14 protein-coding genes and 4 pseudogenes are annotated in these 16,827 nt (G+C 70.9%); 5 read left to right on the plus strand and 13 right to left on the minus strand.

The window, feature by feature from the left end; translation table 11 throughout:
- The first annotated feature begins 186 nt into the window (after window positions 1-186).
- Window positions 187-1,074, plus strand: coding sequence for a Bug family tripartite tricarboxylate transporter substrate binding protein (locus ACQ86J_RS22170; RefSeq protein WP_431267241.1), 888 nt, complete (start codon window positions 187-189; stop codon window positions 1,072-1,074).
- 61 nt (window positions 1,075-1,135) lie between these two features.
- Complete coding sequence (locus ACQ86J_RS22175; RefSeq protein WP_431267242.1) at window positions 1,136-1,987, plus strand: LLM class F420-dependent oxidoreductase; 852 nt, start codon at window positions 1,136-1,138, stop codon at window positions 1,985-1,987.
- 110 nt (window positions 1,988-2,097) lie between these two features.
- Here ACQ86J_RS22175 and ACQ86J_RS22180 read toward each other — a convergent pair whose 3' ends face one another.
- From ACQ86J_RS22180 to ACQ86J_RS22210, 7 genes and pseudogenes are all read right to left on the minus strand, one after another.
- Complete coding sequence (locus tag ACQ86J_RS22180) at window positions 2,098-3,633, minus strand: D-aminopeptidase (RefSeq protein ID WP_431267243.1); 1,536 nt, start codon at window positions 3,631-3,633, stop codon at window positions 2,098-2,100.
- A gap of 412 nt (window positions 3,634-4,045) precedes the next feature.
- A pseudogene (locus tag ACQ86J_RS22185) lies at window positions 4,046-4,594 on the minus strand (hypothetical protein); the annotation flags it as partial.
- Between the two features lie 18 nt (window positions 4,595-4,612).
- A complete protein-coding gene (locus ACQ86J_RS22190) occupies window positions 4,613-5,041 on the minus strand; it encodes an acetamidase/formamidase family protein (protein ID WP_431272494.1) in 429 nt (142 codons plus the stop codon).
- Window positions 5,013-5,099 (minus strand): annotated as a pseudogene (locus tag ACQ86J_RS22195) (hypothetical protein); the annotation flags it as partial. The pseudogene ACQ86J_RS22195 and the gene ACQ86J_RS22190, both read right to left, overlap by 29 nt.
- A 130-nt stretch (window positions 5,100-5,229) precedes the next feature.
- Window positions 5,230-5,556: pseudogene (locus ACQ86J_RS22200) on the minus strand (acetamidase/formamidase family protein); the annotation flags it as partial.
- A 223-nt stretch (window positions 5,557-5,779) separates the two neighbouring features.
- Window positions 5,780-6,622, minus strand: a pseudogene (locus ACQ86J_RS22205) (LLM class flavin-dependent oxidoreductase); the annotation flags it as partial.
- Between the two features lie 2 nt (window positions 6,623-6,624).
- A complete protein-coding gene (locus ACQ86J_RS22210) occupies window positions 6,625-7,578 on the minus strand; it encodes a TIGR03619 family F420-dependent LLM class oxidoreductase (RefSeq protein WP_431267244.1) in 954 nt (317 codons plus the stop codon).
- A 64-nt stretch (window positions 7,579-7,642) separates the two neighbouring features.
- On the opposite strand from ACQ86J_RS22210, the gene cofG reads away from it, so the two are divergent.
- Entirely contained in the window at window positions 7,643-10,060 is a 2,418-nt protein-coding gene (cofG, locus tag ACQ86J_RS22215; RefSeq protein ID WP_431267245.1) for a 7,8-didemethyl-8-hydroxy-5-deazariboflavin synthase CofG, read from the plus strand.
- A 1-nt stretch (window position 10,061) separates the two neighbouring features.
- Here the strand turns inward: cofG and cofC are convergent, their stop codons facing one another.
- Genes cofC through ACQ86J_RS22240 form a run of 5 tightly spaced genes read right to left on the minus strand, consistent with a single transcriptional unit; the run spans window position 10,062 to window position 14,247 of the window.
- A complete protein-coding gene (gene cofC, locus ACQ86J_RS22220) occupies window positions 10,062-10,718 on the minus strand; it encodes a 2-phospho-L-lactate guanylyltransferase (protein WP_431267246.1) in 657 nt (218 codons plus the stop codon).
- Window positions 10,715-11,635 carry a 2-phospho-L-lactate transferase gene (cofD, locus tag ACQ86J_RS22225; protein WP_431267247.1) on the minus strand — a complete coding sequence of 307 codons (921 nt, stop codon included), beginning with the start codon at window positions 11,633-11,635 and terminating at the stop codon, window positions 10,715-10,717. The genes cofC and cofD overlap by 4 nt, the downstream gene beginning before the upstream one ends.
- Window positions 11,632-12,372, minus strand: a complete 741-nt coding sequence (gene cofE, locus ACQ86J_RS22230) for a coenzyme F420-0:L-glutamate ligase (protein ID WP_431267248.1) — start codon at window positions 12,370-12,372, stop codon at window positions 11,632-11,634. The genes cofD and cofE overlap by 4 nt, the downstream gene beginning before the upstream one ends.
- Window positions 12,369-13,373 (minus strand): glucose-6-phosphate dehydrogenase (coenzyme-F420), encoded by a 1,005-nt coding sequence (fgd, locus tag ACQ86J_RS22235; RefSeq protein WP_431267249.1) that lies wholly within the window; start codon window positions 13,371-13,373, stop codon window positions 12,369-12,371. Before fgd ends, cofE begins: the two co-directional genes overlap by 4 nt.
- A 13-nt stretch (window positions 13,374-13,386) precedes the next feature.
- Entirely contained in the window at window positions 13,387-14,247 is an 861-nt protein-coding gene (locus ACQ86J_RS22240) for a TIGR03620 family F420-dependent LLM class oxidoreductase (protein ID WP_431267250.1), read from the minus strand.
- Between the two features lie 114 nt (window positions 14,248-14,361).
- Here ACQ86J_RS22240 and ACQ86J_RS22245 point away from each other — a divergent pair, with 114 nt between their 5' ends.
- Both ACQ86J_RS22245 and ACQ86J_RS22250 read left to right on the plus strand, forming a co-directional pair.
- Complete coding sequence (locus ACQ86J_RS22245; RefSeq protein WP_431267251.1) at window positions 14,362-15,264, plus strand: LLM class flavin-dependent oxidoreductase; 903 nt, start codon at window positions 14,362-14,364, stop codon at window positions 15,262-15,264.
- Window positions 15,198-15,440 (plus strand): hypothetical protein, encoded by a 243-nt coding sequence (locus ACQ86J_RS22250; protein ID WP_431267252.1) that lies wholly within the window; start codon window positions 15,198-15,200, stop codon window positions 15,438-15,440. Before ACQ86J_RS22245 ends, ACQ86J_RS22250 begins: the two co-directional genes overlap by 67 nt.
- 1 nt (window position 15,441) lies before the next feature.
- On the opposite strand, the gene ACQ86J_RS22255 is transcribed toward ACQ86J_RS22250, so the two are convergent.
- Window positions 15,442-16,827, minus strand: coding sequence for an ATP-binding protein (locus tag ACQ86J_RS22255; protein ID WP_431267253.1), 1,386 nt, complete (start codon window positions 16,825-16,827; stop codon window positions 15,442-15,444).

Raw genomic sequence — 16,827 nt, forward strand, 5'->3', positions numbered from 1 at the left:
CCTTTTCAGTTGACCGGAGGACCTGCAGCCCTGACATGCGGGCTAACCGCCGGAGCTTTTCCCCCATGATCCGCCGTCGTCCCCTGCTCGGCTTCGCCGCCGCCGCCGCCGCCATCCTGCCTGCCGCCGCCCGCGCCCAGGGGTTCGGCACCAACCTGGGCGCCCAACCGCCCGGTCCGCCTCGTCGTGCCGATCGCGGCCGGCGGCGCGCTCGACATCACCGCCCGGATGCTGGGGGAGAAGCTGTCGCCGCTGCTCGGCCAGCCCGTGGTGGTGGAGAACCGCGCCGGCGCCGGCGGCAATATCGGCGCGGAATTCGTGGCGCGGGCGGAGAAGGACGGCCACACCCTGCTGATCGGCGCGGCGAACACGCTTGCGGCGAACAAGTACCTCTACGGCAGCCGCATGCCGATCGACCCGCTGAAGGAGCTCGCGCCGATCACCCGCGTCTCCACCGGCACGATCCTGATGGTGGTGAATGCGCAGCGCCCGTGGAAGAGCTTCGCCGAGCTGGTCGCCGCGGCGAAGAAGGACCCGGGCAAGATCACCATGGGATCGTCCGGCACCGGCACCACCAGCCACCTGTACATGGAGCTGGTGAAGCGCGTCGCCGGCATCGACGTCACCCATGTGCCCTATCGCGGCGGCGGGCCGGCCATCCAAGACCTGGTCGCCGGCAATATCGACATGATGTTCGACGTCATGCCGGCGCTGATGCCGCATGTGCGCGAAGGCCGCTTCCGCGCACTCGCGGTCGGCAGCGCCGAGCGGATCACCTATGTCCCGGGCCTCGAGGACGTGCCGAGCATGGGCGAGCTGCTGCCGGGCAAGGGCGTCGATGCCCAGGTCTGGTACGCCACCATGGCCTCGGCCGGCACGCCGGAGCCGGTGCTGGCGCGGCTGCATGCGCTGATCGCGCAGGTGGCGAAGGCGCCGGAATTCGGCGCGCGGCTGATCCCGCTCGGTTTCCAGCCGATGACCGATGCATCGCCCGCCGAGTTCGGCGCCTTCTGGCGCGGCGAGGAGGCGCGCTGGAAGACGCTGGTGGAGATCAGCGGCGCCCAGGCCGAATAAGGGCGGGTTGCGGACATCGCCGCACCGGTTCAGCCTTCCCGCAAAGGGCGGGAGGGAAGCCATGAAAATCGGCGCGGCGATGTTCTTCACCGACTATTCCATGTCGCCGGCGGAGCTCGCCCTGGCGCTGGAGGAGCGCGGCTTCGACAGCCTCTGGGCGCCGGAGCATTCGCATATCCCGCTGGTCCGCCGGGTGTCCCACCCCAGCGGCGGCGAGCTGCCGAAGCAGTACTACGACGTCATGGACCCCTTCGTGACGCTGACCGCGGCGGCGATGGCATCCCGCACCCTGCTGATCGGCACCGGCATCTGCCTGGTGGTGCAGCGCGACCCGATCCAGACGGCGAAGTCGGTCGCCTCGCTCGACCAGATCTCCGGCGGGCGCTTCCTCTTCGGTGTCGGCAATGGCTGGAACCAGGAGGAGATCGAGGACCACGGCACCGTCTTCGCCACCCGCCACAAGCTGGCGCGGGAACGGATCGAGGCGATGCAGGCGATCTGGACCAAGTCGAAGCCCGAGTACCACGGCGAATTCGTCGATTTCCCGCCGATGATGACCTGGCCGAAGCCGGTGCAGAAGCCGCACCCGCCGATCATCGTGGGCGGCGCCTTTCCCTGGGGCGCCAAGCGCGCGGTGCGCTACGGCAATGGCTGGATGCCGCACCGCGTGCGCAAGCACTATGCGGATGTCGCGGCGCTGGTGCCGCGATCCCGCGCCATGCTGGCGGAGGCCGGCCGCCGCGAGGAGGACGTCCCGATCACCATCTGGGGCGTGAAGGAGGACCGCGACGCGCTGCTGGCCGACCGCGACCTGGGCGTGCAGCGGGTGGTGCTGAGCCTGGAAGCGGCGAAGCGGGACGTGATCCTGCCGGAGCTGGACCGCTGGGCGAAGCTGATCGAGGCGGTGAGGTAGGCAAGGTTGGGAGTCGGGTGCCGCCGCGCCGAGGGTGCCAAACCCACAGAAATAGATGAGGGGTTGGACGCATGCGTCCAACGGGGGAGAATACCTTCTCCCCCAGCCTTCTACCCGACGCGGCGGTAGTCCAGCCCGCGCGCCAGCCAGCAGCCCAGCGTGACGCCGCCATCCCCGCGGCGGAAGGCCAGCGTCCAGTCGCCCGGCGGCGTATGGTCCAGCGCGCGCGGGCAGGGCAGGGCCCAGAGGTCGCGGCCGATCGGCTCCAGCAGCTCCATCCGCCCCTGGCCGAGGAAGCCGGAGAAGCCGCTATAGAGCGTGCCGCCGGCATCGGCGATCTCGAGTTCGGCGCCCAATTCCTCACAGCGGTAGCGGCCGGCGAGGTCGCGCGGTGCCTCGCCGTCGCAGGGCCGCAGCAGGCTCGCCAGATTCTCCTGCGGCCGGTCCATCCGCAGCCCCTCGGCCGCCATGCGCAGCCGGGTCTGGCCATTGGTCGCGCTGCCATCCGGCTGCAGGTCGAGCAACTCGGCCGAATGGCCGAAGCGCAGCCGGAGCGGGCCGGGCGCGGCGGCGTCGATGCGGGCGGCGAGGCCGGTCTCCGGCTCGAGATAAGCGCCGAGCCAGGCGGGCGGCGGCAGCGTCGTATCCGGCCCCGGCCGCGTCGCGTCCAGCACGGCGCCGAGGGCTTCCATCGCCGCGCCATGCGCATCGCCGAAGTGGTTGAACAGGACGACGACCGAGACGCGCTCCGCCGGAATATACAGGCGGTGGCTGCGCCAGCCGCGCAGCGCGCCGCCATGGCCAAGGATGGCCCGGCCATATTCGCGGCCGCGACCGAGTCCGAAGCCATAGGGCGCCAGCGCGCCGTCCGCGAACGTCACCGGCACGGCGAGCCGGCCATGCAGCGAGTCCGGGTCGTCTCGTGTCGCGTCGATATGCCGTTCCCAGGCGATCATGTCGTCGAGGCTGGCGCCGAGCCCGGCATCGCCGGTCCAGAGGATGCGGTTCTCCGCAGCGCGGAAGCCGGTGGCGACATTGCCCTCATAGCCCTCCGTCCCGTCCGGCATGGCGCGGGTGTCGGCGGCGAGGAAGGCGCTGCCCATGCCGGCGCGGTCGAAGATGCGGGTCCGCAGCAGCTCGGCGAAGCCGCGGCCGGTATGGTCCTGCAGCGCGTCCGACAGCAGACGAAAATTCTGGTTCACGTAGGAATAGCGCGTGCCCGGCGCGAAATGCAGGGAAGCGGTGCCGGCGATGACCCGCGCGGCTTCCCGGTCACCGAAGGCGGATTCAACCGGTGCGCCGTGCAGCATCGCCACCGCCCAGTAGTCGCGCAGGCCGGACTGGTTGTGCGCCAGGTGCAGCGCGCCCGGTGTCGCATCGCCAAGCAACGGCAGCCGGGTGCGGATCAGCGGATCCAGCACTCCTGGGTCACCGCAGGCGTCCAGCACCGCGGCGCAGGTGAACTGCTTGGTGATGGAGCACAGGCGGAACAGCGTCTGCGGCGTGAAGGCGATGCGCCGCTCCGCATTGGCATAGCCCCAGGCGTGGCGCAGCAGCACCTCGCCGGCCCGCAGCACGGCGATGGCGCCGCCCGGGCCGGGATAGGCGCGCGGCAGCCGGGCGGCGAGGGCTTCGAGCCGGTCCATCAGGCCGGCACGCGGCGGTATTTCTGCAGGCAGCGAACGCCCTCGGGCGGCGGCGCCTTGCCGTCGTGGTAGCGGGGATAGGCGGTAAAGCTGACCTCCGCGACATAGAGGTCGCCGCGCGAGATCCACGCAGAGCCCATGCGGCGACCAGAATTGCCCCGGTCCGCCGCCCAGCTCGCCGAAGCGCGAAAGCACGCGACCTTCCATGTCGAGGACGGAGATGCGCGGCCCGAGATTCGGGAAGGCCCGGTTCACCGGCAGCTGCGGCCCGAGCTTCGCCGACATAGCAGCAGGGGCATGTGCCCTTGCCGAGGAAGAGCGAGCAGGGCCGGTGCACGTTCGTCCACTGGCCCTGGTACTGGCCCTTCCCGTCGAAGATCTGCACCCGGTGGCTTTCGCGGTCCGCGACATAGACCAGCCCGGCATCGTCGCAGACGATGTTGTGCGGCAGGTTGAACTCGCCCGGTTCCATTCCCGGCCGGCCCCAGGAGAACAGGTGCTTCCCCTCGGGCGAGTACTTGTGCACGGCGGCATTGCCGTAGCCGTCGGAGACGTAGATGTCGCCCTCCGGCGACAGCGCGGTATGGGTGCAGCGGTTGAAGGGCTGGCCGGACATGAAGGGGGCGGGCCGGTTCGGCAGGCCGATGGTCAGCAGCACGCGTCCGTCGAGCGTGCATTTGCGCACGGTGTGGTCGCCGTCGTCGGTGCACCACAGGATGTCGTCCGGGCCCATGTGCAGGCCATGCGCGCGGCCGAACAGGCCCTCGCCCCAGCTCGTCAGGAACTTGCCGTCGCCGTCGAAGACGCAGATCGGATGCTCGCCGCGGCTGAAGGCATAGACGCGGTCCTGGCTGTCCACCGCGACTGCGGCGACCTCCTTCAGCGACCATCCCTCGGGCAGGCGGCCCCAGTCTGGCACGTATTCGTAACGGAAGTCTCCGCTGCCGAAGATGTGGTCCATGATCTTGCCCTCTTCAGGTCAGAACAGCAGGCCCTTCTTCAGCAGGCCGTGCACGCCCTTCTCCCCGTTCACCGTCTGCGTCACGTGGAAGTCCACCGCCAGCGAGCAGAAGGCATAGGCCTGTTCCCGCGCCAGGTTGGTCCGGCTGCAGATGAAGGCGATCATCTCCCGCAGCGCCTGCTTCATCGCCTGGTCCAGGTCTTCGTTGATGCCCATCGAAACGTAATGGGTCGGCGTCTCCGCCCGCGGCATCGCCTGGCCTGTCGCCTTGTGCAGCTGGAAGGTGAAGGTGCCGGTCAGGCACATCTCGAGCGCGGAGACGCAGACCTCGCCATCGCCCTGCACGCCATGCCCATCGCCGACCGAGAAATCTCGCCCCCGGCACATGCACCGGCAGGAAAAGCGTGCTGCCGGCCTGCAATTCCTTGTTGTCGAGGTTGCCGCCATGGATGCGCGGTGCGATGGAGGTGATGGTCTCGAAGGCCCGCGGCGGCGCAACGCCCATGACGCCGAAGAAGGGCGCGAGCGCGAGCTTCGGTGCCCCAGGGCAGCCGGCAGACCATGCGCTCCCGGTCCACGGGGATATGCATCAGGTGGGTTTCGTGGAAATCCTCCGGCAGCGTGCCGGCCAGCGGGCGGATGATGTTGTAGCCCCAGTCGGCGCCCGGCTCGATCCGGTCGATCCGCACCTCCAGCGTATCGCCCGGCTCGGCGCCGGTGATGGCGATCGGGCCGGTCATGATATGGCCGAGCCAAGGCTCGCGGTTGGCCTCGATGACCGCCTTGAGCGCCGGCGGGATGGCGAAGCCGCTTCCCGCCGGCGGCATCACGCTGGGCCGGCCGGAGATGCACTGCACCTCCACCGTATCGCCCGGCGCGATGGTCAGCACCGGCGGGAAGCTGGCGTTGAAGACGCCGATGCGCGTCGTCTCGGGCGTGGCGCGGAGCGTATGGGCGGGCATGGCGCGGCGGTCTCCGGGTCGGGAGGCGCGATGATGCTACAGCACCGCTTCCGCCACCACCCGCAGCGCCTGCTGCGACGCCCCGGTCAGCACCAGCGTGCCGACCCGGCCATCTTTCGCCACCGCCTTCCAGTCCTGCAGCCGGCCGCGGATGCGGTCGGCCGGGGCCGACCAGGGCGATCTCGTCCACCAGCCTGTCCGGCACCAGCGCCGTGGCGTCGCGGTGGCGGCGCGCCAGGTAGGCTTCTTGGATCGCCGCCGCGGCATCGGGGTAGCCGAGCCGGCGGACATAGTCGTTGTAGAAATTCTTGCCCTTCGCCCCCATGCCGCCGATGTAGAGCGCGAGTTCCGGCTTGGCCGCGTCGCGGCAGGCCTGCAGGTCGTCGCCCAGCTTGATCTTGGTATAGGGCGCGATGTCGAAGCGGGTCAGGTCGGCCGGCTTGCCCGCCTTGGCCATGCCCTCCAGCGTCGGCTTCGCCACCAGGTCGGCGCCTTCCGGCGACATGAAGATCGGCAGGTTGCCGTCGGCGATCTCGCCCGCCAGCCGCATGCCGCCGGGGGTGATGGAGGCGCAGTAGAATTCCAGCGGCTGGCCATGCAGGATGCTCTTCAGCGGCTTGCCGAGCCCAGTCGCATCCGGCCCGTCATAGGGGATGCGGTAGTGCTCCCCCTGGTGTTCCAGCGGCCTCTCCCGCGCCACGATCGCCCGGATGATGGAGATGTATTCGCGCGTCCGGACCATCGGCGTGCCATAGGGCTGGCCGTGCCAGCCCTCCACCACCTGCGGTCCGGAGGGGCCGACGCCGCAGAGGAACCGGTCGCCCGAGAGCTGCTGCAGCGTCATCGCCGTCATCGCCGCGCAGGCCGGCGTGCGGCCGGGCATCTGCATGATGCCGGTGCCCGCCTTGATCCGCGTGGTGCGCGCCAGCACCCAGGCGATCGGGGTGACGGCATCGCTGCCATAGCTCTCGCCGCACCAGACGCTGCTGTAGCCGAGCCGTTCGGCTTCCAGCACCAGCGCGGTGTCGACGCCGGCGCCCATGCCGAGGGTGAGGCCGAGCCGCATGGTCAGAGCCTCGCCATCACGCCGTCCCGGAACTCGCGCATGCTGGCCAGCACCTCATCGACCGTATTGCCGGGATAGGTGAAGTCGACCGCGACGACGCCGAGATCGCGCAGCGCCTTCAGGTCGTCGGCGATCTGCCCCGGTGCGCCGGAGAACAGCCGGCGTTCGCCGTCGCCCGCCGTGGCCGGCACCTCCGGCCCGTATTTCTGCACGCGATAGGCGAGCGCGACCTTGGCCGGGTCGCGGCCCGCCTTCTCCACCAGCCCGTGCAGCTTGGCGACCGCGGCGCGATAGCGCGCCAGGCTCTCCAGCGGGAAGGAGGGGTTGGTGCCGATCGGGTACCAGGCATCGCCGAGCCGGGCGGTGCGGCGCAGCGCCGGGCCGCTTTCCCCGCCCACCCAAACCGGGGGGCCGCCGGGCTGCACCGGCTTCGGCTGGAAGCTGATGTCCTCGAAGCGGACGTAATCGCCCGTGAAGCGCGGCTCCGGCGCGGTCCAGAGCTCCCGCGCCGCCAGGATGTATTCGTCCGTCACCTTGCCGCGGGCGGCGAAGTCGGGGACCTGCAGCGCCTCGAACTCCTCCTGCAGCCAGCCGGCGCCGACGCCCAGCGTCAGCCGCCCGCCCGACAGCACGTCGATGGTCGAGAGGATCTTGGCGGTCAGCAGCGCCGGCCGGTGCGGCACCACCATCACCGATGTGACCATCCGCAGCGTTGTCGTCTTCGCCGCCAGGAACATCACCTGGGTCAACTGCTCGTGCCGTTCGCCGCGGCTGCCGGCGGGGAACTCGCCGCTGTCGGTATAGGGGTACTTGGCGTGGATATCCTTGGGGATCACTACGTGGTCGCTGATGGTGGCGTAGCCGTAGCCCATCGCCTCGGCCTCCTGCGCCAGGCGGGTCAGGTGCTCCGGGGTGGCCAGGGGCCCGCCGCTGGGGGCGTTGAAGCCGATCTGCATGCCGTTTCCTCCTCCGCCCGCGCATTGCATCCGGGCGGTGCCTGACCCACGATGGAGGCCAGTGATGGGGGAAGCAAGGGTGCAGGACCGGCTGGAAGCCATGCCTCTGGACGCGCTGATGGCGGAAGCGGCAGCGCTGCGCGACGCGGCGCATGGCCGCGTCATCAGCTATTCGCGCAAGGTCTTCATCCCGCTCACGAAGCTCTGCCGCGACGTCTGCCACTACTGCACCTTCGCGGAGAACCCGCGCCCGGGCCACGACGCCTATCTCTCGCCCGAGGAGGTGCTGGCGATCGCCCGCGCCGGCGCCGCGGCCGGCTGCACCGAGGCGCTGTTCACCCTGGGCGACAAGCCCGAGCTGCGCTGGCGCCAGGCGCGGGAGGCGCTGGCGGCGCTAGGGCACGAGACGACGATCTCCTACCTCGCCGCCATGTGCGACCTGGTGCTGCGGGAGACCGGCCTGCTGCCGCATGCCAACCCCGGCGTGATGAGCCGCGACGAGATCGCCGCGCTGCGCGCCGTCACCGCCAGCCAGGGCATCATGCTGGAGAGCGCCAGCGCCCGGCTCTGCGAGCCCGGCCAAGTCCACCACGGCAGCCCCGACAAGCACCCGGAGGCGCGGCTGGAGGTGCTGCGGCTGGCAGGCGTCCTGCGCGTGCCCTTCACCACCGGCATCCTGATCGGCATCGGCGAGACGCGGGCCGAACGGCTGGAAGCGCTGCGGGAAATCGCGGCGATCCACGTGGAACACGGCCACATCCAGGAAGTCATCATCCAGAACTTCCGCGCCAAGCCGCGCACCAAGCTGGCGGGGGCGGAGGAGCCGGATCTGGATGACCTGCTCTGGACCATCGTCGCGGCGCGGATCGTGCTGGGCGGCGCGATGAACATCCAGGCGCCGCCGAACCTGTCGCCCGGCGTCTACCAGAAGCTGGTCGCGGCGGGGCTGAACGACTGGGGCGGCGTCTCCCCGGTGACGCCCGACCATGTGAATCCCGAAGCGCCCTGGCCGCATCTGGAGGACTTGGCCGCCCGCACCGCCGAGGCCGGCAAGGTGCTGGTGCAGCGTCTGCCGACCTATCCCGAGTATGTCCGCGCGGTCGACACCTGGTGCGCGCCCGCGGTCGCCACGGCGATGCGGCGCGCGAGCGATGCGGAGGGCTTCGCGCGGGGCGACGACTGGTCGCCGGGCGAGACCAGGCTGCCGCGCATGCCGGCACCGCGCCTGGCCGCGGCCGATGCGGCGTTGGCCCGCCTGGTGGACCGCGCCACCGACGGCGCGCGGCTGGACGCGCCCGAGATCATGCGGCTGTTTGCGGCGCGCGATGCCGACCAGGCGCATGTCGCGGCGGCGGCGGACCGGCTGCGCGCGGCGATGTCGGGCGAGACCATCCGCTACGTCGTCAACCGCAACATAAACTACACCAATATCTGCACCTATCGCTGCAAATTCTGCGCCTTCAGCAAGGGCAAGACGCATGAGGCGTTGCGCGGCCCGGCCTACGATCTCGACCATGCCGAGATCGTCCGCCGTGCCGAGGAGGCCTGGGCCCGCGGCGCGACCGAGGTCTGCCTGCAGGGTGGCATCCACCCCGACTATACCGGCGAGACCTACGAGGGGATCTGCCGGGCGATCCATTCCGCGCTGCCCGACATGCACATCCACGCCTTCTCCCCGCTGGAGGTCACGCAGGGCGCGGCGACGCTGGGCCTGTCGCTGCGCGATTACCTGGCGCGGCTGAAATCGGCCGGGCTGGGCACGCTGCCCGGCACCGCGGCGGAGATCCTGGATGACGAGATCCGCGCCATCATCTGCCCGGACAAGGTGAACACCGCGGAATGGGTTGCCGTGGCGCGCGCCGCGCATGCGCTCGGCCTGCGCACCACCGCGACCATCATGTTCGGCCATGTGGAAACGCCGCTGAACTGGGCGCGGCACCTGCTGGTGCTGCGCGACCTGCAGGCGCAGACCGGGGGCTTTACCGAATTCGTGCCGCTGCCCTTCGTTCACATGGAAGCGCCGATGTACCTGCGCGGTCAAGCCCGGCAGGGCCCGACCTTCCGCGAGGCGCTGCTGATGCACAGCGTCGCGCGTCTGGTGCTGCACCCGCACATCACTAGCATCCAGACCAAGCTGGGTGAAGATGGGTCCGCAGGGCGCGGCCCTGGCGCTGCAGGCCGGCGCCAACGACCTCGGCGGCACGCTGATGAACGAAAGCATCAGCCGCGCCGCCGGGACGCAGCACGGCCAGGAATTTCCGCCCGAGGCGATGGAGGCGCTTATTCGCTCGATCGGGCGCAGACCGGAGCAGCGGACGACGCTCTACGGGACGCCGCCCGAGGGACAACGGCACAAGTCCTACCATGCGGAGGACCTGGCGCCGGTGGTGCAGACGGCGCCACGCAGGCGGGAACACGCGTAGCGAGGGGCTCTGCCCCTCGCGCACCCCGCCAAAGGCCGAAAGGCCTCTGGACACCTTGAGTCAGAGGCGGGTCAGGACGCCCGACTCATGCAGCCATCGCAGCGTGCGCGTGCCGAAGGCCAAGTCTAGGCCAGCGAACATGGCGATGTCCTCGGGGTGGTCGATGTCCATCGCCACGCCGGGCAGCGGCACCACGCGCGGCTCGATCCCCTGCGCCCGCGCCGCGGCGAGGTGCGGGAAGTAGCTGTCCTCCCCAAAGCGCAGCGGCACCGCGCCCGGCGGGCTCAGCACCACGCCGTTCGAGCCTTTCTCGTCATGCGCCGGGGCGATTGTGAAGGCCGGCGCCGCGCCATGCGCCGCGACCAGCGCCTCGACCTCCGCCGCCGTCACCGCGGGGATGTCGCCCGGCATGGTCAGCACGCCGGAAGCACCCTCCGCCGCCAGCACACGCGCCGCCGCGGTGACGCTGCCGGTATGCCCGTCCCGCGCGCCTGCGGTGATCACCCGCGCGCCGCGGCGCCGTGCCTCCTCGGTGGTCCAGCCATCCAGCGTCACCACCGCGACGCCGGCCAGGCCGCGCGCGCGCAGCAAGGCGTCCAGCACCTCCCCCACCATCACCCGCATCAGCGCGACGCGCTCCCCGGGCGACAGCAGGGGCGAGAGCCGCTGCTTCGACCCCGCCATCTCCTTCACCGGCAGCACCGCCCAGAGCGTCACCACAGCGCATCCGCCGCGGCCAGCACGGCACGGGCCAGCGCCACCTTGTCGTCCAGCGTCCGCATCAGGGTCGCGGCGCGGAAGACGCGTGGCGCGATGTCGCTGGCATCGTCGCCTTCCTCCATGACGTAGCCGGCCAGCAGGTCGCCGTAGCGCGCGGCCGCCGCCGCGGCGGAGGGCACGACGCCCAGTTCCGAGAACATCTTGGCGGTCGGCCCCTTCACCGCCTGCCCGGCGATGATGGGCGAGACCGCGATCACCGGCGCGCCCGAGGCCGCGATGGCGTCCCGTATCCCCGGCACCGCCAGGATCGGCTCGATGCTGATGAAGGGGTTGCTCGGGCAGATCACCACCGCGCGCGGCCCCGCGTGCAGCGCCGCCAGCACCTCCGGCTGCGGCCGCGCCGTGGCCGCTCCGGCGAAGTCCAGCGCGCGCACCACCGGCGCCGCGCGCTGCCACACGAACCAGTCCTGGAAGTCGATCCAGCCGTCGTCGCTGCGAATGCGCGTCCGCACCGGATCGTCGCTCATCGGCAGGATGCGCGAACCGATTCCCATGCGGCGGCGGACATCGTCGGTGATCGCCGACAGCGTCTCCCCGCCGCGCAGCCGATGCGTTCGCAGCACGTGCAGCGCCAGGTCGCGGTCGCCGAGGCGGAACCAGTCCGGCCCGCCCAGCGCCCCGAGCGTCTCCATGAAGGCCCAGCTCTCGTCGTGCCGGCCCCAGCCCAGCACCGGGTTGTCGAGCCCCGCCAGCGTATAGCTCAGCGTGTCGATATCCGGGCAGATGGCCAGGCCGAGATGCTCGAAATCGTCGCCGGTATTGGCGACGACCAGCAGCTCCTCGGGCGGCAGCACCTGCGACAGGCCGAGCGCGAGCTTCGCCCCGCCGATGCCGCCCGAAAGCGCCACGATCACTGGAACAAATCCTCCGCGCCCACGCGCACTAGCTCGGAGGCCGGCACCGGCGGCGCCGACCAGCGCAGCCCGCGCACCAGCACCGCCGGCTGCCCCTCCGCACCCTGGCCCATGACCAGGCCGGCGGCAGCGGCGATCTCGTCGGCGAAGCCGGTGATGCTGACCATCAGCGTGCGGCCGAAGAGGTCGGGCTGGCCGCGCAGGTCGAGCAGCGCCGGCAGCCCCGCTGCGCCGATGGCGACGCCGACCGTCCCCCGCCGCCAAGCCCGCCCGAAGCTGTCGGTGATCACCACCGGCAGGCCGAGCCGCGCCGAGAGCGCCGCGGCGCTGCCATCCGGGTCCAGCGGCAGCAGCAGCGCATGCCCGGCTTCCCCGACATTGGACTGGTCGATCCCGGCATTCGCCATGACGAAGCCGAGCCGGTGTTGGACGATGATCAGATTCGGCCGCGACCGCACCACGCGGACGCTCTCCGACAGGATCAGCTCGACCAGCCGCGGGTCCTTGCCCGTCTCCGCGGCCAGCGCCTCGGCGCGCGGGGAGGGCGTGACGGAGGCGAGCGGCACGCTCCGCCCCTCCGCCTTGCTGACGACCTTCTGCGCCACGGCCAGCACGTCGCCGGGCTGTGGGACAAGGCCGGCGCGCGCCAGCCCCTCCGCCAGGATCGCGCCGAGGTCGTCGCCCGCCGCCAGCATCGGCAGGCCGGGCAGCGCCAGCAGGCTGACCGCGTCGCTCACCCGAAGCGGCGGCGCAGCAGGGGCAGCACCCGCTCCCCATAGAGGCTCAGGAACCGCGCCTGGTCCGGCCCCGGCGCGTGGAAGACCAGGTGGTTGAAGCCGAGCCCGGCGTAATAGCCGATGCGCTCCACATGCTCCTCCGGGTCGTTGGAGACGATCCAGCGGCTCGCGGCGCGCTCGAGCGGCAGGGCATCCGCCAGGCGCTCCATCTCCGCCGGGTCCTCGACCGACATCTTCTCCTCCGGCGACAGCGCCAGCGCCGCCCAGTGGCGGGTATCCTCCAGCGCGCGCTGCCGGTCGGTGTCGAAGGACACCTTCACCTCGATCATCCGGTCGTAGTTCGGCTTCGGCGCGCCGGCGGCTTCCAGCCCCGCGGCGACGTTCGGCAGCAGCGTCTCCGTGTACAGCTCGGGCTTCTTGCCGCTGGTGCAGATGAAGCCGTCGCCGCCGCGGCCGGCATATTTCGCCACCATCGCGCCGGCGGCGGCGACGTAGATCGGCACCGGCGTCTCCGGCCGGTCATAGATCGTCGCCTTCTCGGTCTTGTAGTACTGGCCCTCGAAGCTCACCCGCTCCTCGGTCCAGAGCTTCCGCATCAGCTGCACCGCTTCCCGCATGCGGGCGAAGCGTTCCTTGAATCCCGGCCAGGGCGCGCCGGTCGAGGGCACCTCGTTCAGCCCCTCCCCGGTGCCGATGCCGAGGATGACGCGGCCGGGGAACATCGAGCCCAGCGTGCCGAAGGCCTGCGCGACGATCGAGGGATGGTAGCGGAAGGTCGGCGTCAGCACGGACGTCCCCATCACCAGCCGCTGCGTCCGCGCGCCCAGCGCGCCGAGCCAGACCAGCAGATTGGGCGCATGCCCGTCCGTGTGCTTCCAGGGCTGGAAGTGGTCGGAGATGAAGCAGGAATCGAATCCCGCCTGTTCCGCCAGCACGCCATAGTCCAGCAGCTTCGAGGGCGCGAATTGTTCGGCGGAGGCCTTGTAGCCGAGCGTCAGCATGGTCTTCGCCCCTTCAGGTATCGGCTAGCGCCGCCAGCATGGCGTCGCGGTGCCTAGTGTCGCCGTCCTCGGTAACCGGCTGGATGCAGACATGGGTGGCGCCGGCGGCGAAATGTGCGCGCAGCCCAGCCTTCACCGTCTCGGCATCGCCCGAGATCACCATGGCATCGATGAAGCGGTCGCTGCCACCATCGGCCAGCTCGGCCTCCGCGAAGCCCAGCCGCAGCCAGTTGTTCACGTAGTTCGGCAGCGTCATGTAGCGCGCGAGCTCGCGCCGCCCGAGCGCCCGGGCGCGGGCCTTGTCGGTCTCGACGCAGACCTTCTGCTCCACCGCCAGCACCTTGCCGGGGCCGAGGATCTCCGCCGCCTGCTTCGTATGCTCGGGCGTCACGTTGTAGGGCACCGCGCCGTCCGACCGCGCCGCCGCCAGCGCCAGCATCTTCGGCCCGAGGGCTGCCAGCAGCACTGGCCCTTCCAGCGCGGCGTCGCCACCCTTGGCGATGCCGTCCAGGTAGGCGCGCATGGCGGGGATCGGCTTGTCGTAGCGGTGGCCGCGCAGTCCCTCGACCATCGGGATGTGGGAGACGCCGAGGCCGAGCGCGAAGCGGCCGCCGTACAGCGCGTTCAGCGTCGCCAGCGCCCGCCGCGCGGTGAAGGCGTCGCGGGCGTAGATATTTGCAATCGAACTGCCAATGATGAGCCGGCTGCTGTTCGCCAGCAGGAAGCCGGCCAGCGCCACCGATTCATAGCCGCGCGATTCCGGGTACCACAGGGTGCCGTAGCGCTTGTCCTCGACGCTGCGCAGCAGGCCGCGCAGCCCCGCCGCGTCCAGCCGGTCGGTCGAGCACCATACGCCGAGACGTCCGAAATCCATGGCCGAATCCTCCGCCCTTGGCCGCAGTATGGCGCTGCCCGGCGCCGCCCGCCAGTTGACGGCCGGGGGCGGCAAAACCTAGCGTTCCGGCAAGAACGCCCCTGGAGGGTCCGCATGGCAACCGCCGCACGCTTCGCCTACCAGATCGGCGCCGTGGGGGAGGAGGGTCTCACCGACCGCCAGCTCTACCGCGAGGCGATAGGCGATGCCGAGCTACTGCACCGCCTGGGCTACGACGCCGCCTGGATGGTGGAGCACCACTTCAGCGACTACTATCCGCAGCCCAACCCGTTGATCTTCCTCTCCCACATCGCCGCGGCCTGCCCCGGGCTCGGCCTCGGCACCTCGGTCATGGTGCTGCCCTGGTACGACCCGGTGCGCTTCGCCGAGGACGTCGCGATGCTGCAGACGCTGAGCGATGGGGAACTGCATATCGGGATGGGCCGTGGCACGGCGAAGTCGGAATACGACGCCTTCGGGATCGGCATGGAAACCGCCCGCGACCGCTTCCGCGAAACCTGGGAGTTCACCCGGAAGGCGCTGCAGGGCGGCCCGGTGACCCATGCAGGCCACTACGCCAACTGGTCCGCGCCAACTGTGCTGCGGCCGGCGCTGCAGGGCCGGATGCCGAGCTTCTACGGGGCCATCGGCAGCCTCGAGAGCGCCGCGATCATGGCCGATCTCGGCCTGCCGCCGCTCTGCCTGTCGAGCTACCCCGACAAGCTGCTGCGCCGAATTCTGGAGACATGGAAGGAACGGACTGCCGCCGCCGGCCGCCCGACCGAGGCGGCCTTCCCGATCTCGATCAAATGCTTCGTGGCCGAGACCGATGCGGCGGCGCAGGCCCAGGCACTGGAATACCTGCCGAAATGCTTCGCCCTTCAGGTCGAGCACTACCAGTCCGACCACGCCCCTGGGGCAATATCCCAGGCTACGAGCAGTTCAACCGCATGTTCGCCAACCTGCGGCAATTGTCGAACCCCGCAAACCTCGGCGGCTATCTCGCGCAGAACCTAGTTGGATCGCCGGAGACGGTGGCGCGGCGGCTGCAGGACTATATCGACCTCGGCTTCAACTATCTGGTCGTCAGCAACGCCACCTATGGCGTGCCGCAGGCGGTGCGACACCAGACGATCCGCCTCTTCGCCGAGGAAGTGATTCCCCGGGTGCGGGAGATGGCGCCGGCCGCCTGACTCAACCGGGCAGCGTCGCCAGTGCCACCAGCCCGCCGCCCGACCGGTTCCGCAGCACCACGTCGCCGCCATGCGCGCGGAAGATGTTGCGGGCGATCGGCAGACCAAGCCCGGTCCCGCCGGTCTCCCGGTTGCGGCTGACCTCCAGCCGGCGGAAGGGCTGGAACACCGCTTCCAACTCGGCCAGCGGGATGCCCGGCCCGTCATCCTCGATCGCCAGCCGCAGCGGGCGCGCCGGCGGCTCGGGCGCCGAAAGGCTGAGCCGCGCCGCCGAGCCGTAGGCCAGCGCATTGCCGACCAGGTTGGCGATGGCCCGCTTCATCGCCACCGGCCGGACCTGCGCCACCAGCCGGTCCGGCCCCTGATAGGCGATCGCCTCGGCCAGGTCCGGATGGCCGTCCGCCGCCTCGTCCAGCACGGTGCGGCAGAGCGCGGCGATATCGACCGCGACGGTCGGCTCGGCGGCCGACTCGTCCCGGGCGAAGGCGAGGGTCGCCGCCACCATTGCCTCCATCTCGTCGAGGTCGGCCAGCATCTTCCGGCGTTGCTCGTCGTCGTCCATGAACTCGGCGCGCAGCCGCAGCCGGGTGATCGGGGTGCGCAGGTCGTGGCCGATGGCGGCCAGCATCTGGGTGCGGTCGCCGACGAAGCGGCGGATGCGTGCCGCCATGGTGTTGAAGGCATGCGCCGCGGTGGCGACCTCGGTCGGCCCAGCTTCCGGCAGTGGCGGGGCATTCACGTCGCGGCCCAGCCGCTCGGCCGCTTCGGCCAGCGCCCGCACCGGCCGGGTCAGCCGCCGCACCGCCCAGAGGATGAGCAGCCCCGCCGCCAGGGTCATGGCGGCGAAGGCGATCAGGAAGGTTTCGGAATGCCAGGGCCGCGGCGGCAGCAGGTTGATGTGCAGGTTCAGCCATTCGCCGCTTGGCAGGCGAAGGCTGGCCGCGAAGGTGGGGCCGCCAGGCATCCAGGCGGTGATCACCTCGCGCGGCCGGAAGCGGGGCGGGCTGTTGGCCAGCATGTCGAGCCGCAACGCCCGAACGACCGGCGGCGGCATCGGGGGCAGTTCCGGCCGGGCCAGCGGCAGGTCGTCCAGCGTCGCCGACAGGGCGCTGGGCAATCCCATCTCCGCCAGCATCTGCGCCCGGCGGTCGGGTGGGGCGAGCAGCACGGTGCGCCAGGCGCTGATCGCCCGTTGCGAGATCTCCCGTGCCTGGGCGAAACGCTGCAGGTCCATCCGGTCGAGCGCATGGATGGTCAGCCCGGCCGCCTGCACCACCGTCAGCGCCAGCAGCAGCACCAGGGCGGTGCGGCCGGCCAGGCTGCGCGGCCAGAACACCCAGCGGCGGCGTGGTGGCGCCTCCTGCGCCGATCGGGAAAGCTGGTTCAC

This window comes from Dankookia sp. P2 (genome assembly GCF_050632255.1).
Taxonomy (GTDB): domain Bacteria; phylum Pseudomonadota; class Alphaproteobacteria; order Acetobacterales; family Acetobacteraceae; genus Paracraurococcus.

What these genes read in the sequence shown, in the direction of transcription:
- ACQ86J_RS22175 (WP_431267242.1), top strand. Translation starts at nt 1,136, where the DNA reads ATGAAAATCGGCGCGGCGATGTTCTTCACCGACTATTCCATGTCGCCG.
- ACQ86J_RS22180 (WP_431267243.1), bottom strand. Translation starts at nt 3,633, where the DNA reads ATGGACCGGCTCGAAGCCCTCGCCGCCCGGCTGCCGCGCGCCTATCCC.
- ACQ86J_RS22190 (WP_431272494.1), bottom strand. Translation starts at nt 5,041, where the DNA reads ATGGCGGCAACCTCGACAACAAGGAATTGCAGGCCGGCAGCACGCTTT.
- ACQ86J_RS22210 (WP_431267244.1), bottom strand. Translation starts at nt 7,578, where the DNA reads ATGCAGATCGGCTTCAACGCCCCCAGCGGCGGGCCCCTGGCCACCCCG.
- cofG (WP_431267245.1), top strand. Translation starts at nt 7,643, where the DNA reads ATGGGGGAAGCAAGGGTGCAGGACCGGCTGGAAGCCATGCCTCTGGAC.
- fgd (WP_431267249.1), bottom strand. Translation starts at nt 13,373, where the DNA reads ATGCTGACGCTCGGCTACAAGGCCTCCGCCGAACAATTCGCGCCCTCG.
- ACQ86J_RS22240 (WP_431267250.1), bottom strand. Translation starts at nt 14,247, where the DNA reads ATGGATTTCGGACGTCTCGGCGTATGGTGCTCGACCGACCGGCTGGAC.
- ACQ86J_RS22245 (WP_431267251.1), top strand. Translation starts at nt 14,362, where the DNA reads ATGGCAACCGCCGCACGCTTCGCCTACCAGATCGGCGCCGTGGGGGAG.
- ACQ86J_RS22250 (WP_431267252.1), top strand. Translation starts at nt 15,198, where the DNA reads ATGTTCGCCAACCTGCGGCAATTGTCGAACCCCGCAAACCTCGGCGGC.